We start from the raw sequence: 17,229 nt of genomic DNA, 5'->3' as shown, positions 1-17,229 counted from the left end.
TAACCAAAGAAGCGCTCCACCACAGCCGAAGGCTGATCAAGCACACCTCGCCGTGGCTGCCGCGCCCGGGGGGCCATAAAGCAATAGCAACACCAGCCCGGTGCACGCGCAGTCCAAGCGAGACGCAGCGAGCCGAACTCCCGACTACGCCGAAACGCATCCCACCCTCTAGACTGCACCCATCATCGGGGGGACTCGCCTTTGGTTTCCAGTTGGATTCTGCTGCTGGTATCGGTCGGCTATGCGGCGCTGCTGTTCGCGGTGGCGTGGTGGGGCGACCGCCGTCCGCTGTACCCGGAGCGGCCGTGGCTGCGGCCGGCGGTGTACAGCCTGGCGCTGGCCGTGTACTGCTCGTCGTGGACCTTCTACGGCGCGGTCGGCAGCGCGGTGCGCAACGGCGCTGGCTATCTGCCGATCTACCTGGGCCCGTTGCTGATGCTGCTGTTCGGCTGGCGCATCGTCGAGCGCCTGGCGCTGATCGCGCGCAGCGAGAACACCGTGTCCATCGCCGACTTCATCTCCTCGCGCTACGGCCGCTCGCGGCGCCTGGCCGCGCTGGTGGCGGTGATCGCCCTGGTCGGCGTGGTGCCATACCTGGCGCTGCAGTACAAGGCGGTGGCGATGAGCCTGCAGGTGCTCAGCGGCCAGTCCAGCGCCGGCGCGCCGTTCTATGCAGATCCGGCGTTGTACGTGGCCTTGGGGATGGCGCTGTTCGCCACCTTGTTCGGCACCCGCCAGGTCGATGCCACCGAGCACCATCACGGCATGATGCTGGCGATCGCGCTGGAGTCGGTGGTCAAGCTGCTGGCGATGGTGGCGGTGGGCGTGTTCGCCTATGTCTGGCTGTCCGCGCGCGATGGCGGCCAAGTGCTGGCGTCGACGCGCACGCTGTTCCAGAACACGCCGCCGGTGGGCTTCATCTCGCAGACCCTGCTCAGCTTCCTGGCGCTGGTGTGCCTGCCGCGGCAGTTCCACGTGGCGGTGGTGGAGTGCAGCGACATTGGCGACATCCGCAAGGCGCGCTGGCTGTTCGGCCTGTACCTGGTGCTGATCTCGGCGATGGTGGTGCCGATCGCCGCGGCCGGCATCGCGCTGTTCGGTGGCGGCGACGTGGCCGACGACAGCATCGTGCTGGCGCTGCCGCTGGCCGAAAGCCGCACCGCGCTGGCGCTGGTCGCCTACGTCGGCGGCTTCTCCGCGGCCACCGGCATGGTCATCGTCTCCAGCATCGCGCTGGCGACGATGATCAGCAACGACCTGGTGATGCCGGTGCTGCTGCGCCGCCGCGGGCACCAGGCCGCCGGCGCCGACGTGGCCTCGAAGGTGCTGTGGATCCGCCGCCTGGCGATCCTGCTGCTGGCGCTGATCGCCTATGGCTACTACCGCAGCAGCAGCAACGACACCACGCTGGCCTCGTACGGGCTGATGGCCTTCGCCGCGGTGGCGCAGTTCGCGCCGGGGGTGATCGGCGGGCTGTATTGGCGCGGCGCCAGCCGCAAGGGCGTGGAGACCGGCATGGTGCTGGGCTTCGCCACCTGGATCTACACGCTGCTGCTGCCGGCGCTGACCCAGGCCGGCTGGCTGGCGCCGGCCTGGCTGCTGGACGGGCCGTTCGGCATTTCCTGGCTGCGCCCGCAGCAGCTGTTCGGGATGAGCGGCTGGGATCCGCTGGCGCACGGCACGTTCTGGTCGCTGCTGGTCAATGTCGGCACGATGATGCTGGTGTCGGCGCGCTGGCGCCCGGGCCTGGACGAGCGCCTGCGTGCGGCGCCGTTCCTGGAGCCGTATTCGCAGCGCCCGGCGGTGGCCGGCGACTGGCTCGGGCAGGTGCGCGTGGTCGACCTGCAGGCGCTGGCCGAACGCATGGTCGGCGAGCGTCATGCCCGCCGCGCCTTCGCCGAACAGGCGCAACTGCTCGGCCGCGAGCCGCAGCCCACCGCCGTGGCCGACCGCGTCTGGGTGCAGTTCACCGAGCGCCTGCTCGCCGCCTCGATCGGCGCGGCCTCCGCGCGCCTGGTGCTGACCAGCCTGCTGCGCGGCTCGGGCATGGACCTGGGCGAGGTGGTGGCGGTGCTCGACGAGGCCGGGCAGGAGCTGCGCTTCAACCGCGAGATCCTGTCCACCACGCTGGAGAACATCAGCGCCGGGGTCAGCGTGGTCGATCCTGCGATGCGCCTGACCGCGTGGAACCGCCGCTACCAGCAGATGTTCGGCTATCCCGACGGCATGCTCTACGTCGGCCGCCCGGTCGCCGACCTGATCCGCTACAACGCCGAGCGCGGCGAACTGGGCGGCGGCCAGGTGGAGGACCAGATCGCCCGCCGCATCGCGCACATGCGCGCCGGCACCCCGCACGTGTTCGAACGCACCCGCAGCGACGGCAAGGTGATCGAGATGCGCGGCCAGCCGCTGCCCGGCGGGGGCTACGTCACCAGCTACAACGACATCACCGACTACAAGCGCGCCGAGCAGGCGCTGCTCGAGGCCAACGAGACCCTGGAACAGCGCGTGGCCGAGCGCTCGCGCGAGGCCGAGCTGGCGCAGCAGTCCAAGACCCGCTTCCTGGCCGCGATCAGCCACGATGTGCTGCAGCCGCTCAACGCCGCGCGGCTGTTCGCCTCGGCCTTGCGCGATGCGCACCAGAACGAGGAGCAGCGGCATCTGGCCGAGCGCGTGGACGCGTCGCTGCGTGCGGCCGAGGAGCTGCTCGACGGCCTGCTCGACGTGTCGCGGCTGGATGCCGGCGGCCTGCGCCCGACCATCGAGGACGTCGATGCCGGCCTGCTGTTGCGCGAACTGGCCGCGCAGTACAGCCCGATCGCCGCCGGCCGCGGCCTGCGCCTGCACGTGTACGCGCGGCCGCTGTGGGTGCGCAGCGACCGCCGGCTGCTGCGGCGGGTGCTGCAGAACTTCCTCGCCAACGCGCTGCGCTACACCCGCCAGGGCCGCATCGTGCTGGGCATGCGCCGCCGCGGCGCGGCGCTGGAACTGCAGGTCTGGGATACCGGCCCGGGCATCCCGCCACACCACATGCAGCAGATCTTCGACGAATTCCAGCGCTACCAGCAGCCATTCGACTGGGGCGAGCAGGGGCTGGGCCTGGGCCTGTCGATCTGCCAGCGCATCTCGCGCCTGCTCGGCCACGACCTGGATGCGCGCAGCCGCGTCGGCCACGGCAGCATGTTCTCCATCACCGTGCCGCGGGCGGCACCGCCGCCGCAGGCGCAGCAACGCCCGGCGCGCGCGGCGTCCGCGGCCGATTCGCTGGCCGGGCTGCGCGTGCTGTGCGTGGACAACGACCAGGAAATCCTCGACGGCATGCGCGCGCTGCTCGGCCGCTGGCAGGTGGAGGTGATCTGTGCCAGCACCGTGGACGAGGCGCTGGCGCAGGCCGCGCGCGCGCCGCACGTGATGCTGGTCGATTACCACCTGCACGACCGGCTGGACGGCCTGGAGACCCTGGATGCGCTGCGCGAGGCGATGCCGGGGCCGGTGGCCGGCGCGTTGCTCACCGCTGACGGCCGCGACGAACTGAAGCTGCAGGCGCGCGAGCGCGGCTACCGGCTGCTGACCAAACCGGTCAAGCCGGCCTCGTTGCGCGCCTTCCTCACCGCCTACCACGATCCGATCTAGGAGCCGTCGCGCGTCTTTGTAACGGTAATGTATGCGCTGTGTGGCGGCCGCCGGCGCGGCCGGCGTGGCGCACGGCGCGAGCGGGCGGCTAAGGTGGTGGATCACTCACGACCCGCCCGCGCATGACCTCCCCGGACACCACCACGATGCCGTCGCTCCCGGACCTGCTGGCGGCGCTGGAGGCCGGCCAGGCAAAGACGCTCGAACACGGTGCCCGCGCCTACCTGCGGCAGCACCCGGACGATGTGCTGGCCAGCAGCCTCCTGGCGATGAGCCTGCAGATGCAGGGCCAGCCGGCACCGGCCGCCGCCGTGTACCGCGGGCTGGCCGAGCGCGAACCGCACGAGGTCGCGCACTGGAACAACCTCGGCACGGCGTTGCGCGAAGCCGGCGAACCCGGCCCGGCAGGCGAGGCCTATCTGCGCGCCCGCGCGCTGGCGCCGGACGATCCGTTGCCGCACCACAACCTGGGCCTGCTGGCGATGGACGCCGGCGACTACGCCGCGGCACGCGAACACCTGCTCGATGCGCATGCGCTGGCGCCGCAGGCGCCGCCGCTGTGCGTGCACGCGGCCATGGCCTGCCACGAATGCGGCGATTTCCAGCGCGTGCAGGCGCTCATCGCCGACTGGCGGCAGTGGCCGCCGCTGGACCCGGACACCACCGTGGAACTGGCCTGGCTGTTGTCGCAGGGCGGCGAGACCGACGCGGCCTGCGGGCTATTGCGCGCCTGCGCCGAGGGGCCGATGGCGCAGCCGGCCCGGGCCTGGTCGCGGTTGGTGCTGGTGCTCGAACGCGCCAACCGCTTGCCTCAGGCGCGTGAGGCCGCCGCGCAGCTGCCGCCGCCGGAGCGGATCGACGACCCCGACGTGCGTCAGGACGCCAGCAATGCGCTGGCGGTGCTGGCCATGCGCGATGGCCACTGGCCGCAGGCGCATGCGCTGCTGCGCGGGCTGCTGGTCACCGGCAGCGCGGTGGACCGGCGCAAGCAGAGCAACCTGTTCTTCGCCCTGGCGCGGGTCTGCGATCGCCTGGGCCTGTATGACCAAGCGCTGGACGCCTGCGCGCAGGGCCATGCCGGCCAGGTCGAGGGCTTGGCCGCACTGGTGCCGGAACTGGCGGCGGCGGATGCGCCGCCCTTGCCGGTCGCACGGCATCGCTGGGATCCGGCGCGCCATGCCGCGGCGCGGCCGGTGACGGCGCCGGCCATGCTGGATTCGCCAATCTTCGTGGTCGGCTTCCCGCGCTCGGGCACCACCTTGCTGGAGCAGATGCTCGACGCCCACCCGCAGCTGGTGGCGATGGACGAACGGCCGTTCCTGCAGGGGCTGGCCGATCGCCTGGAGGCGCGCGGCGTGGCCTGGCCGGACGGCCTGGGCGAGCTCGAAGATGCCGCCTGCGACGCGCTGCGCGCCGAGTACTGGCAGGCGGTGCGCGGGGTGGTGCAACTGCAGCCGGGCCAGCGCCTGGTCGACAAGAACCCGCTGAACCTGCTGCGTCTGCCGCTGATCCGGCGCCTGTTCCCGGAGGCGCCGGTGATCCTGGCGCTGCGCCATCCCTGCGACGTGCTGCTGAGCTGCTACATGCAGGCGTTCCGCTCGCCGGCCTTCGCCCTGCTGTGCGCCAGCCTGCCACGGCTGGCCCGCGGCTATGCCGACGCGATGGAGTTCTGGCTGTATCACGCCGCCCTGCTGCAGCCGCGCACGCTGGAGTTGCGCTACGAGGATCTGGTCGCCGACCCGCAGGCGCAGGTGACGCGCCTGGGGCAGTTCCTGCAACTGCGGCAACCGGAGCAACTGCTGGAGTTCCAGCGGCATGCGCAAGGCAAGGGCTTCATCAGCACGCCGAGCTATGCGCAGGTGGTGGAAGGCATCAACCGCAAGGCCCTGGACCGCTGGCATGCCTACCGGGACACCTTCGCGCCGGTGCTGCCGGTGCTGCAACCGTTCCTGGATCGCTGGGACTACGCCGGCAGTTGAGTCCCGTGCGCTTGTCTGAACCGTTCCCGTCTGCCGGTTGAACGGCAAAAACGCAGTGCGCGTTGCACCCGGGTGTAGCGGCGTTTTTGTCAGCCGCTGGCGCACGCCGGCACACCGAAACAACACCCTTCTTATAAAAAACTAACAAGTGCCTGACGGTTCCGTAATGGGCCGCCGGCCCGAGGCATCCATTCGCCCGCCGCGCTTCGGTGCGTACGGGACGGTTCGCGCGCGGCGCACAGTGCCGGCGCTTGTCGCACATCACACGAGGTCTTCCCGATGTCCGTAGCAAAGAACAGACTCGCTCACGCCGTTTGCCTGGCCATGGCGACGCTTCCCGCCACGCTCTATGCGCAGAGCGCCGCACCGGCGGCGTCCGCGTCCGGCGATGCGCCGGTGACCCTGGACAAGCTGACCGTCACCGGTTCGCTGGTGCGCCGCGTGGACGTGGAGACCGCCAGCCCGGTCGCCGTGGTCGATCGCCAGCAGATCCAGCAGAGCGGCAAGCAGACCCTGGGCGATCTGCTGCAGGCGCTGCCCGGCATCGCCGGCGCCGCGACCAATCCGCAGGTCAACAACGGCGGTGGCGATGGCGCCTCGACCATCTCGCTGCGCGGCCTCGGCGACGAGCGCACGCTGATCCTGATCGACGGCCACCGCATCCAGAACAACGATGTCAACTCGATCCCGGCCAACATGATCGACCACGTCGAAGTGCTGAAGGTCGGCGCCTCGGCGATGTACGGCTCCGACGCGATCGGCGGCGTGGTCAACTTCATCCTGCGCAAGAATTTCGAAGGCGGCGAAGTCTCGGCCAACTACGGCCAGACCAGTCGCGGCGACGGCGCGCGCCAGGGTGGCAGCTTCACCTTCGGCAAGACCTGGGACCGCGGCAACGTGGTGGTCGGCCTGGACTACAACAAGCAGAAGGACGTCTCCACCGCCAACCGCGCGTTCTCCAAGTACGCGATGTACCTGTCCAGCGGCAGCGTCTACAAGGGCGGTTCCGCACGTACGCCGAGTGGCTACTACAAGCTGCCGGCGGCGACCCTGGCGGCCAATGGCTGCAAGCCCGATGGCGCGCTGACCGGCAATGGCAGCGGCGGCTACAAGTGCTACAGCTCTTCCACCGATTCCTACAACTACGAGGCGCAGAACCTGCTGCTGACCCCGCAGCAGCGGGTCGGCGGCTTCGTGCTCGGCAGCTTCAACATCACCGACTCGATGCAGGCGTATGTCAACGCCTATCACAACCACACCATGTCGAACTTTGCGATCGCGCCGCTGCCGCTCGACGCGCAGAACGACGGCATCACCATCGCCGCCAACAACCCGTACAACCCGTTCGGCGTGGAGTTCGGCCCCAACGGCTACGAGTATCAGACCCGCTTCACCTCGCTCGGCCAGCGCGAGGGCTTCTACGACACCGCCACCGATCAGGACGTGATCGGCCTGAAGGGCGGCATCGGCGACAGCAGCTGGGTATGGGATGCCAACTTCAACTACGGCCACTACCGCCAGCGCAACTGGAGCCACGGCTACGTCGATTACGCGGCGCTGCAGAACGCGATCAATGCGGGGCAGGTCAACATCCTGGACCAGACCAGCCCGACCACGGTCGCCTGGCTGCAGAGTAACGAGTCGATTCCGCGCCAGGAGACGACCACCATCATGCGGCAATGGGAAGCCAGCGCCAACGGCAGCCTGTGGGACATGCCGGCCGGTGCCGCACAGCTGGCGGTGGGCGCGCTGTATCGCAAGGAGAGCCTGAATTCCACGGTGTCGGCCAACGCGCTGATCAACAGCGACAACACCTGCGCGGTCTCCTCCGAAGCCTGTTCTTCGCCACTGAGCGGCAGCTTCAACGTCAAGGAGGCGTACGCCCAGCTGTTCGTGCCGGTGCTGGAGCAGTCCTCGCCGATCGGCGCGCTCAACCTGACCCTCAGCGACCGCTATTCCGACTACAGCAGCGTGCGGTCGGGCAACAACAGCGCCTCGTTCCAGATGGAGTGGCGGCCGATCCACGACCTGATGGTGCGCGGCACCGCGGCGCAGGTGTTCCGCGCGCCGACCATCACCGACATCTACCAGGGCCCGACCGCCGACGCGCCGAACTTCATCGACCCGTGCGTCGGCTACAGTGGCAGCGGCCATGCCAACGCCTGCGCAGGCGTGCCGGCCGGCTTCAGCGGCACGGGCCTGTCGCAGACCAATGCGATCAAGTCCGGCGCCACCTATGTCGGCTACCAGCTCAAGCCGGAGAAGGGCACCTCGTTCGACTACGGCCTGGTCTACAGCCCCGAGTACGTGCCGGGCCTGTCGGTCAACCTCGACTGGTGGAAGGTCAAGCTCGACGACCTGATCCAGCCGATCTCCGCGCAGACCGTGGCCGACCTCTGCTACAACGACGACAACAGCCCGTACTGCAGCTACATCCATCGTTACGCCGCCGGCACCGTCAGCGCCGGCAACATCGACCATATCCAGACGCCGGTGGTGAACATCGGCAAGCTCAATACCCAGGGCATCGACCTCGGCGCCAGTTACGCGCTGCCGGACACCGACTACGGCAAGTTCACCGTGACCGTGGACAGCACCTACCTGCACCGCTACGACATCGACACCGGGGACACGGTGGTGCACATGGCCGGCCGCTACAACTCGTCCTACGGCAATTACGCGCACTGGCGCGCGCATGCCCTGGTCGGCTGGAAGCTGGGCAACTGGGACGCGAGCTGGACCACGCGCTGGATCGGCAAGATGCAGGTCGGCAGCGGTGACCTGAGCCAGAACATGTCCGCCGACGCCCAGTTCAAGGGCGTGGTGCTGGACTACGGCAGCTACATGTACCACAACCTGCAGGTGGGCTACGACATGGCCGGGGCCAACCTGCGCCTGGATCTGGGCGTGGACAACCTGACCAACAAGCAGCCGCCGATGATGTACCAGAACAACGTGTTGAACGCGAACACCGACGTGAGCACCTACGACACGCTCGGCCGCTACTACTGGATGCGGGCCACGTACAAGTTCTAACCGGTTGTTGCAGAGGCAATGGTGTCGGCGCTCCTTCATGGGGCGCCGATGCCAAATGTGGTGTTTTTGTCAGCTTGGTACCTGTGAGGATTTCCCCGAAAATTTCTTCAATTTCAACGGCAAGGATTTAGCTCATGAAATTTGCATATGGTCTGCTGGGTGCAGTGCTGTCGGCCTCGTCCTTCGGGGCAAGTGCCACCGTCGTCACCGACAGGGTCGATGAGATATTCATTCAATGCGCCGACTGCGCAGTGGCGAAAAATACGGACGCCGTGCTGGGCTACGTGAAGATCGCGCTGAGCGCCTACGCATCCGCAGCAAGCAGTAACGGTTGGGGGCCGGTCAAGGTAGGCAATCAAGTCCAGATCGAGAAGTACACGCAGACACCTGGCGGCTACCTCCTTGTCGATCACTACTACACGATCAAAAATCTTCCGGTCACTTCCTTCAATGACTTGATCGATGGAGGTGTCGAGCGGGATTCGGATGTCAGAGCCGTTCCTGCACGCGCGCAAGCGGAAGCTTCAATGAAAGGCGATGTTGCCAGCTTTGTCGAAAGCTTCTCCGACTCTGGCGGAGTAACAACGATTTATGGATTCTTCCCGCAGAATTGACCCGTATCGCGTCGCGCCACCCAACTGCCTGGGTGGCGCGGGGCAATGTCATCTCTGAAGACGCGGCTTGGCCTCACCAATTGGGTATGGCCACAGTTGGCGCCTGGTATCGAGCCGGGCGTCTGCTGATCTTCCGCGCCCACGCTCGATGTTCCTGCATGCAGGGCCTGCCGCCGCGCAGCGGCAACAAGTACATCCTGTCCACCTACCTGGAATTCACCGCCAAGCCGGCCTGACCCAAGGCGCCGTCACGGCATGATCGGCACGCACCGTCGCCGCACATCCCCAATCCCGAATCCCCACTCCCGGCCGAACGCGCGCCACGTCGATCAACCTGCACCATACAGATGCTCGAACAGGATGGTGCTGCCGATCGCGATCAGCAGCGCGCCGCCGACGATCTCGGCGCGCTTGCCGGCGAGCGTGCCGAGCGCGCGGCCGAGCATGATGCCCAGGGTGACCATGGTCAGCGTGCACAGGCCGATGATCGCCGCGACCTCGACGATGTTCACGTCGAGGAAGGCCAGGCCGACGCCGACCGCCATCGCGTCGATGCTGGTGGCAAAGCCGGTGGCGGCCAGGTTCCAGAAGCCGTGGCGCTTGGGCGCGGCGTCCTCGGGCCCGTCGGTCTCCGGCTTGAGGCCGGCGACGATCATGTGCACGCCCAGCGCGCCGAGCAGGCCGAAGGCGATCCAGTGGTCGAAGGCGACCACGTACTTGGCCGCGGCCTGGCCCAGCGCCCAGCCCAGCGCCGGGGTCAGCGCCTCGATGCAGCCGAAGATCAGGCCGGCGCGCAGCGCATCGGCCCAGCGCGGCCGCTGCATCGCCGCGCCCTTGCCGACCGCCGCGGCGAAGGCGTCGGTCGACATGGCGATGCCGAGCAGCAGAATCGAAAGAAACGACATGGGGAACCGTACCGGGACAGGCGACAACGACGAGCGCGCGCGCCCGGCCATCGCCTTGCGCACTCGCCGCTGGTCTCGCCAACCGAACTGGCTGCCCGTACCACGGCGCATCGGCCGAGTCTGTTGATACGGGCGCCGTCCGCACCGGGCGGACAGCAGGCTACTCCCCAAGGGGACGCGCAGTCTAACAGTCGCCAACTGCAGCGAACATCCCTGGAACGCACGCGAACCTGCAGCTTCTCTTCTTAGCATCGGCTATAGCGGCACGTGCTGGCGGGCATCCGTGCGGGACGCTGCGGCGCGATCGTGCGGCGGCGATCGATGTTGTCGCTGCGGTCCTGTGCACGCTTGTCGTGCACGTCCGTCGCTGTGGGCGAACGTCGCTTGTGCGCTGTCGGCATTCGCGCGCTGCGTGCCGGCGCCCACACCGCGCGCTGCGCTGCAGCGTGTTGCCGTCGCCGCGGCGCGACTACACTGGTCACGCTTCAGGTGCCTGGTCGTCGCAAGATGCGCCGGGTGAAACGGGAAGCCGGTCCGATGCCGGCGCTGCCCCCGCAACGGTAGGCGAGAACACCCGACAACAGACCACTGCGCAAGCGGGAAGGTGTCGGGGTAATGCGATCGCGCATTGCTCGCAAGCCCGGAGACCGGCCTGGCGCGGACGTCCTGCGACGTTCTTTCTCGGGTGTTGCGGTGGGCAACCTGGCGAGTCGAACGACGTCGGGGCCCTGCGCCGCGCGTTCGCTTGTCCTGTCCATCGCCGCCCGCCCGGTGGTGATGCGATGAGGAGACAGGACCCGTGAACCAGATGACCCGGACCCGCGCCGAGGTGGCGACCGTCAAGCTCTTGATCGACGGCGCGTTCGTCGAATCCAGCAGCAGCCAATGGCGCGAGGTGGTCGATCCGGCGACCCAGGACGTGCTCGCACGCGTGCCGTTCGCCACCGCCGCGGAAGTGGACGCCGCCGTGGCCGCCGCGCAACGCGCGTTCGCCAGCTGGCGCAAGACGCCGATCGGCGCCCGCGCGCGGATCTTCCTCACCTACCAGCAGCTGATCCGTGCGCATATGGGCGAGCTGGCGGCGATCCTCACCCGCGAGCAGGGCAAGACCCTGGCCGATGCGGAAGGCGATGTCTTCCGCGGCCTGGAAGTGGTGGAACAGGCCGCGGCGATCGGCAATCTGCAGCTCGGCGAGCTGGCCAACAACGTCGCCAACGGCGTGGATACCTACACGCTGCTGCAGCCGCTGGGCGTGTGCGCCGGCATCACCCCGTTCAACTTCCCGGCGATGATTCCGCTGTGGATGTTCCCGATGGCCATCGCCATCGGCAACACCTTCGTGCTCAAGCCGTCCGAGCAGGATCCGCTGGTGACCATGCGGCTGGTCGAACTGGCCTTGCAGGCGGGCGTGCCCAAGGGCGTGCTGAACGTCGTGCATGGCGGCGCCGAGGTGGTCGACGCGCTGTGCGATCACGCCGACATCAAGGCGCTGTCGTTCGTCGGTTCGACCAAGGTCGGCACCCACGTGTACCAGCGAGCGGCGCTGGCCGGCAAACGCGTGCAATGCATGATGGGCGCCAAGAACCACGCGGTGGTGTTGCCGGATGCGCCGCGCGCGCAGACCCTCGACGCGCTGGTGGGCGCGGCCTTCGGCGCCGCTGGCCAGCGCTGCATGGCCGCCTCGACGGTGGTGCTGGTCGGCGAGGCGCGGCAGTGGATTCCTGACCTGGTGGCCAGGGCGCAGACGCTGAAGGTCAACGCCGGCAGCGAACCCGGCACCGACCTGGGCCCGGTGATCTCGCGCAGCGCGCGCGAGCGCATCGAAGCGCTGATCGCCGCCGGCATCGCCGAGGGCGCGACGCTGGAACTGGACGGGCGCAACCCGACGGTGCCCGGTTTCGCGCACGGCAACTTCGTCGGCCCGACGATCTTCTCCGGGGTCGCGCCGGGCATGCGCATCTACGACGAAGAGATCTTCGGCCCGGTGCTGGTGATCCTGGAGGCGGCGACGCTGGAGGACGCGATCGCCCTGGTCAACGCCAATCCGCACGGCAACGGCACGGCGCTGTTCACCCAATCCGGCGCCGCCGCACGCAAATTCCAGGAGGAGATCGACGTCGGCCAGGTCGGCATCAACGTGCCGATTCCGGTGCCAGTGCCGCTGTTCTCCTTCACCGGGTCGCGCGCCTCCAAGCTCGGCGACCTCGGTCCCTACGGCAAGCAGGCGGTGCAGTTCTACACGCAGACCAAGACCGTCACCGCGCGCTGGTTCGACGACGCCGGCGCCGGCCAGGGCGTCAACACCACGATCCGCCTGTCATGACCGCCGCGGCGATGCAGTGGCCGCTGGAGCAGCCGGCCGATGCCGGCCTGGACGAGGCCCAGCGCGCCTATCGCGAGGCCGCGCGCGGCTTCGCCCAGGCCGAACTGGCGCCGCACGCGGCGCGCTGGGATGCGGAGGGGATCTTTCCGCGCGAGGCGATCGGCCAGGCCGGCGAACTCGGTTTCTGCGGCCTGTACGTAGACGAGGACGCCGGTGGCAGCGGACTGTCGCGCCTGGATGCGGCGATCGTGTTCGAGGAGCTGGCCGCGGTCGATCCGTCCACCGCCGCCTTCATCAGCATCCACAACATGGCCACCTGGATGCTGACCCGTTTCGCCACGCCGGCGGTGCGCAAGGACTGGGGCGCGGCGCTGGCCAGCGGCCGCAAGCTCGCCTCATACTGCCTGACCGAACCGGGCGCCGGTTCCGACGCGGCCGCGCTGAAGACCCGTGCCGTGCGCGACGGCGACGGCTACCGCATCGACGGCAGCAAGGCCTTCATTTCCGGCGCTGGCGCGACCGACCTGCTGGTGGTGATGGCGCGTACCGGCGAGGACGGCGCGCGCGGCATCAGCGCCTTCGCGGTGCCGGCCGATGCGGCGGGAATCGCCTACGGCCGCAACGAGGACAAGCTGGGCTGGCACAGCCAGCCGACCCGCGCGGTGAGCTTCGACGGCGTGCGCGTGCCGCTGGCGCATCGCCTGGGCGAGGAGGGCGAGGGCTTCCGCATCGCGATGCGCGGCCTCGACGGCGGCCGCCTCAACATCGCCGCGTGCTCGCTGGGCGCGGGGCAGGGCGCGCTGGACGCGGCGCGGCGCTATCTGGGCGAGCGTCGCCAGTTCGGCAAGAAGCTCGCCGAGTTCCAAGCGCTGCAGTTCACCCTGGCCGACATGGCCACGCAACTGGTCGCCGCGCGGCAGATGGTGCACACCGCCGCGCGCAAGCTCGATGCCGGCGCGCGCGATGCGACGGTGTGGTGCGCGATGGCCAAGCGCTTCGCCACCGATGCGGGCTTTTCGATCTGCAACGACGCGCTGCAGCTGCACGGCGGCTACGGCTACATCCGCGAGTATCCGGTCGAACGCCTGCTGCGCGACAGCCGCGTGCACCAGATCCTGGAGGGCACCAACGAAATCATGCGCGTGATCGTCGCGCGCCACCTGCTGAACACCGAAGAGGAATTGCGATGAGCGTTGCCGACACCTCCTACCGCAGCCGGGACTGGACCGGGCTGGGCCTGCAGATCGACGGCCACACCGCCGTGGTCACCCTGTCCAATCCGCCGGCCAACACCTGGACCGTGCACAGCCTGCGCGCGCTGGGCGAACTGGTCGGCGCGCTGGACGCGGATCGCGAGATCTATGCGCTGGTGCTCGTCGGCGCCGGCGAGAAATTCTTCAGCGCCGGTGCCGACCTCAATCAGTTCGCGGACGGCGACAAGGCGCTGGCGCGCGAGGCGGCGCGGCGCTTCGGCGAGGCCTTCGAGGCGCTGAGCGGATTCCGCGGCGTCAGCATCGCCGCGATCAACGGCTATGCGATGGGCGGCGGGCTCGAAGCGGCCTTGGCCTGCGATCTGCGCATCGCCGAGGCGCAGGCACAGATGGCCCTGCCCGAGGCGACGGTGGGCCTGCTGCCCTGCGCCGGCGGCACCCAGAACCTGCCGCGGCTGGTCGGCGAGGGCTGGGCCAAGCGCATGATCCTGCTCGGCGAACGCGTCGATGCCGAGACCGCGCTGCGGATCGGCCTGGTCGAGGAGGTGGTGCCGACCGGGCAGGCGCAGGCGCGCGCGCTGGAATGGGCGGCCAAGGCGGCGCGGCAGAGTCCGATCAGCGTGGCCGCGGCCAAGCGCTTGGTGCAGGCCACCCGCACGCAGTCGCATGCGAGCGCATTGGTCAGCGAACGCGAGGCGTTCGTGGACCTGTTCGACAGCGCCGACCAGGCCGAGGGCGTCAACGCCTTCCTCGGCAAGCGTGCGCCGGTATGGAGCAACGCGTGAGCGCCTCCGCTGCCGAGGAGGCCGCGGTGCTGTTCGAGACGCGCGCCAGGGGCGACGGCCGCCGCATCGGGATCGCCACGCTCAACGCGCCGCGCACCCTCAATGGGCTGTCGCTGGAGATGGCACGTCTGCTGGATGCGCAACTGACGCAGTGGGCGCAGGACCCGACAGTGGCGCTGGTGGTGCTGCAGGGTGCGGGCGAGAAGGCGTTCTGCGCTGGCGGCGACCTGCATGGGCTGTATCGCGGGATGCGCGAGCGCGCCACCGAAGGCGCCGCCCTGCACGTGGACCCGCGCGGCGATGCGCATGCCGAGGCCTTCTTCGAAACCGAGTACCGTCTCGACTACCGCATCCACACCTTCCCCAAGCCGGTGCTGTGCTGGGGCCACGGCATCGTGATGGGCGGCGGGATCGGGCTGATGGCGGGCGCCAGCCACCGCGTGGTCGGCGAACGGTCCCGGCTCGCCTTCCCCGAGATTACGGTCGGCCTGTTTCCCGACGTCGGCGGCAGTTGGCTGCTGTCGCGGGTGCCGGCGCATGCCGGCCTGTTCCTGGCGCTGACCGGCGCGCCGCTGGGCGCCGGCGATGCGATCTACGCCGGCCTGGCCGATGTGCACGTGCCGGAGGCGGCGCGCGCGGAGGTGCTGGCCGCCCTGCAGGACACGCCTTGGCCGGCCGCCGCGCAGGACACGGCGCGCGCGCTGGACGCGGTGCTGGCCCGCTTCGCCACGCCGGCGCCGGCCGGTCCGTTGCAGCGGCACGCCGCGGCGATCGCCGATGCCTGCGCGCATCCCACGCTGGACGCGGTGGTGGCGGCGATCGCCGGCCTCGATGCCGCCGATCCGTGGATCGCGACCGCGCAGGCCACGCTCGCCGCCGGCGCGCCTGGCTCGGCACGGCTGGCCTTCGCGCTGCAGCAGCGCGCCGCATCGCTGTCGCTGGCCGAGGTGTTCCGGCTGGAGTACACCGTCGCCTTGCACTGCGCCGCGCATGGCGATTTCGCCGAAGGCATCCGCGCGCTGCTGATCGACAAGGACCGCGCTCCGCGCTGGCAGCCGGCCACGCTTGACGCCGCGTCCGCGGCGTGGACGCACGACTTCTTCCACGCGCCGTGGCCGGCGCAGGCCCACCCCCTGGCCGATCTCGGCCGTCACACGGAGACCCGCGCATGAGCCGGATCGCCTTCATCGGCCTGGGCAACATGGGCGGCCCGATGGCCGTCAACCTGGTCAGGGCCGGGCACGTGGTGCGCGTGTTCGACCTCAACCCCGCCGCCCTCGCGGCCGCCGCCGCCGCCGGCGCGCACGCGGCCGACAGCGCGGTGGCCGCGGTCGCCGAGGCCGAGGTGGTGATCTCGATGCTGCCGGCCAGCCGCCACGTCGAAGCCCTGTTCCTCGGTGCGGAGGGACTGCTCGCGCACATTCCCGCGGGCGCCCTGCTCATCGACAGCAGCACGATTGCGCCCGCCTCGGCGCGCACGCTGGCCGCCGCGGCAGTGGCGCGTGGCCTGCAGCCGCTGGATGCGCCGGTGTCCGGCGGTACCGCCGGCGCCGCCGCGGGCACCTTGACCTTCATCGTCGGCGGCGCGGCCGCCACCCTGGAGCGCGCGCGGCCGGTGCTGGAGGCGATGGGCCGCAACATCTTCCACATGGGCGAGGCCGGTGCCGGGCAGGTGGCCAAGCTCTGCAACAACATGGCGCTGGGGGTGATCATGGCCGCGACCGCCGAAGCGCTGGCGCTGGGCGCGGCGCATGGGCTGGATCCGGCGGCGCTGTCGCGGATGATGGCGGTCAGCACCGGCCGCAGCTGGGCCACCGAGGTCTGCAACCCATGGCCGGGCGTGCTGGACCAGGCGCCGGCCTCGCGCGGCTACAGCGGCGGCTTCGGCAGCGACCTGATGCTCAAGGACCTGGGCCTGGCGGCGGAAGCGGCGATGGCCACCGGCGCGGCGATCCCGCTCGGCGAACTGGCGCGCAACCTGTACGCGCTGAACCGCCGCCAGGGCCGCGGCGGCCTGGATTTCTCCAGCGTCGTCCAGCTGCTCGCGGAGGCGCCATGAGCACTGTCCGCGAGCGCCTGACCCTGCCCGGCGGCAGTGGACGCCTGCTGCTGCACTCGTGCTGCGCGCCGTGCTCGGGCGAGCTGATGGAATCGTTCGTCGAGTCCGGCATCGACTACACGGTGTTCTTCTACAACCCCAACATCCACCCGGCCCGGGAATACGAGCTGCGCAAGCAGGAGAACATCCGCTTCGCCGAGCAACATGGCGTGCCCTTCGTCGATGCCGACTACGACACCGACAACTGGTTCGCGCGCGCCCGGGGCATGGAGAACGCCCCCGAGCGCGGCATCCGCTGCACCATGTGCTTCGACATGCGCTTCGAGCGCACTGCGCTGTATGCGCACGAGCACGGCTATGCGGTGATGACCAGTTCGCTGGGCATTTCGCGCTGGAAGGACATGCGCCAGATCACCGACAGCGGCATCCGCGCGGCCGCCCCGTACCCGGACCTGACCTACTGGGACTACAACTGGCGCAAGCACGGCGGCGCCGCGCGCATGGTCGAGATCAGCAAGCGCGAGCGCTTCTACCAGCAGGAGTACTGCGGTTGCGTGTATTCGCTGCGCGACACCAATCGCCACCGCCGCGCGCAGGGCCGCGAGCGGATCAAGCTCGGCGTGCTGTTCTACGGCGACGAGGGCGGGACATCGGACTGAGCGTGGCGTGCAGGCCGGGGCGTGC

12 protein-coding genes and 1 riboswitch are annotated in these 17,229 nt (G+C 69.6%); of the genes, 11 read left to right on the top strand and 1 reads right to left on the bottom strand.

What is annotated here, in order from left to right; translation table 11 throughout:
• Positions 1–201 precede the first annotated feature (201 nt).
• From FHR56_RS17760 to FHR56_RS17740, 5 genes are all read left to right on the top strand, one after another.
• A complete protein-coding gene (locus FHR56_RS17760; RefSeq protein ID WP_160946907.1) occupies positions 202–3,633 on the top strand; it encodes a PAS domain-containing hybrid sensor histidine kinase/response regulator in 3,432 nt (1,143 codons plus the stop codon).
• Between the two features lie 146 nt (positions 3,634–3,779).
• On the top strand, positions 3,780–5,612 hold the full coding sequence (locus tag FHR56_RS17755) for a sulfotransferase (protein WP_260400320.1): 1,833 nt from the start codon (positions 3,780–3,782) through the stop codon (positions 5,610–5,612).
• A 324-nt stretch (positions 5,613–5,936) separates the two neighbouring features.
• The gene (locus FHR56_RS17750; protein ID WP_160946909.1) at positions 5,937–8,648 is read left to right on the top strand and encodes a TonB-dependent receptor; all 2,712 of its coding nucleotides are present in this window, start codon (positions 5,937–5,939) and stop codon (positions 8,646–8,648) included.
• A 134-nt stretch (positions 8,649–8,782) separates the two neighbouring features.
• The gene (locus FHR56_RS17745; RefSeq protein ID WP_160946910.1) at positions 8,783–9,262 is read left to right on the top strand and encodes a hypothetical protein; all 480 of its coding nucleotides are present in this window, start codon (positions 8,783–8,785) and stop codon (positions 9,260–9,262) included.
• A gap of 86 nt (positions 9,263–9,348) precedes the next feature.
• Entirely contained in the window at positions 9,349–9,498 is a 150-nt protein-coding gene (locus FHR56_RS17740; protein ID WP_237473139.1) for a hypothetical protein, read from the top strand.
• A 93-nt stretch (positions 9,499–9,591) separates the two neighbouring features.
• Here FHR56_RS17740 and FHR56_RS17735 read toward each other — a convergent pair whose 3' ends face one another.
• The gene (locus FHR56_RS17735; RefSeq protein WP_160946911.1) at positions 9,592–10,167 is read right to left on the bottom strand and encodes a manganese efflux pump MntP family protein; all 576 of its coding nucleotides are present in this window, start codon (positions 10,165–10,167) and stop codon (positions 9,592–9,594) included.
• A 470-nt stretch (positions 10,168–10,637) separates the two neighbouring features.
• A riboswitch (cobalamin riboswitch) is annotated at positions 10,638–10,838 on the top strand.
• Between the two features lie 137 nt (positions 10,839–10,975).
• Between FHR56_RS17735 and FHR56_RS17730 the strand changes: the two genes are divergently transcribed.
• Genes FHR56_RS17730 through FHR56_RS17705 form a run of 6 tightly spaced genes read left to right on the top strand, consistent with a single transcriptional unit; the run spans position 10,976 to position 17,204 of the window.
• Entirely contained in the window at positions 10,976–12,490 is a 1,515-nt protein-coding gene (locus FHR56_RS17730; RefSeq protein ID WP_160947008.1) for a CoA-acylating methylmalonate-semialdehyde dehydrogenase, read from the top strand.
• Positions 12,491–12,501: 11 nt separating this feature from the next.
• Positions 12,502–13,680, top strand: a complete 1,179-nt coding sequence (locus FHR56_RS17725; RefSeq protein WP_160947009.1) for an acyl-CoA dehydrogenase family protein — start codon at positions 12,502–12,504, stop codon at positions 13,678–13,680.
• The gene (locus FHR56_RS17720) at positions 13,677–14,486 is read left to right on the top strand and encodes an enoyl-CoA hydratase (RefSeq protein ID WP_160946912.1); all 810 of its coding nucleotides are present in this window, start codon (positions 13,677–13,679) and stop codon (positions 14,484–14,486) included. The genes FHR56_RS17725 and FHR56_RS17720 overlap by 4 nt, the downstream gene beginning before the upstream one ends.
• Positions 14,471–15,658: an enoyl-CoA hydratase/isomerase family protein gene (locus FHR56_RS17715; RefSeq protein ID WP_160946913.1), complete on the top strand. Its 1,188-nt coding sequence runs from the start codon at positions 14,471–14,473 to the stop codon at positions 15,656–15,658. Before FHR56_RS17720 ends, FHR56_RS17715 begins: the two co-directional genes overlap by 16 nt.
• Positions 15,655–16,545: a 3-hydroxyisobutyrate dehydrogenase gene (gene mmsB, locus FHR56_RS17710; RefSeq protein ID WP_160946914.1), complete on the top strand. Its 891-nt coding sequence runs from the start codon at positions 15,655–15,657 to the stop codon at positions 16,543–16,545. The genes FHR56_RS17715 and mmsB overlap by 4 nt, the downstream gene beginning before the upstream one ends.
• Positions 16,542–17,204 carry an epoxyqueuosine reductase QueH gene (locus tag FHR56_RS17705; RefSeq protein ID WP_019797712.1) on the top strand — a complete coding sequence of 221 codons (663 nt, stop codon included), beginning with the start codon at positions 16,542–16,544 and terminating at the stop codon, positions 17,202–17,204. The genes mmsB and FHR56_RS17705 overlap by 4 nt, the downstream gene beginning before the upstream one ends.
• Positions 17,205–17,229: the final 25 nt, after the last annotated feature.

This window comes from Xanthomonas sp. F10, from assembly GCF_014206815.1.
Lineage (GTDB): Bacteria > Pseudomonadota > Gammaproteobacteria > Xanthomonadales > Xanthomonadaceae > Xanthomonas_A > Xanthomonas_A indica.
The sequence above is the reverse complement of the archived record's forward strand: the minus strand, read 5'-3'. Positions and strand labels throughout refer to the sequence as shown.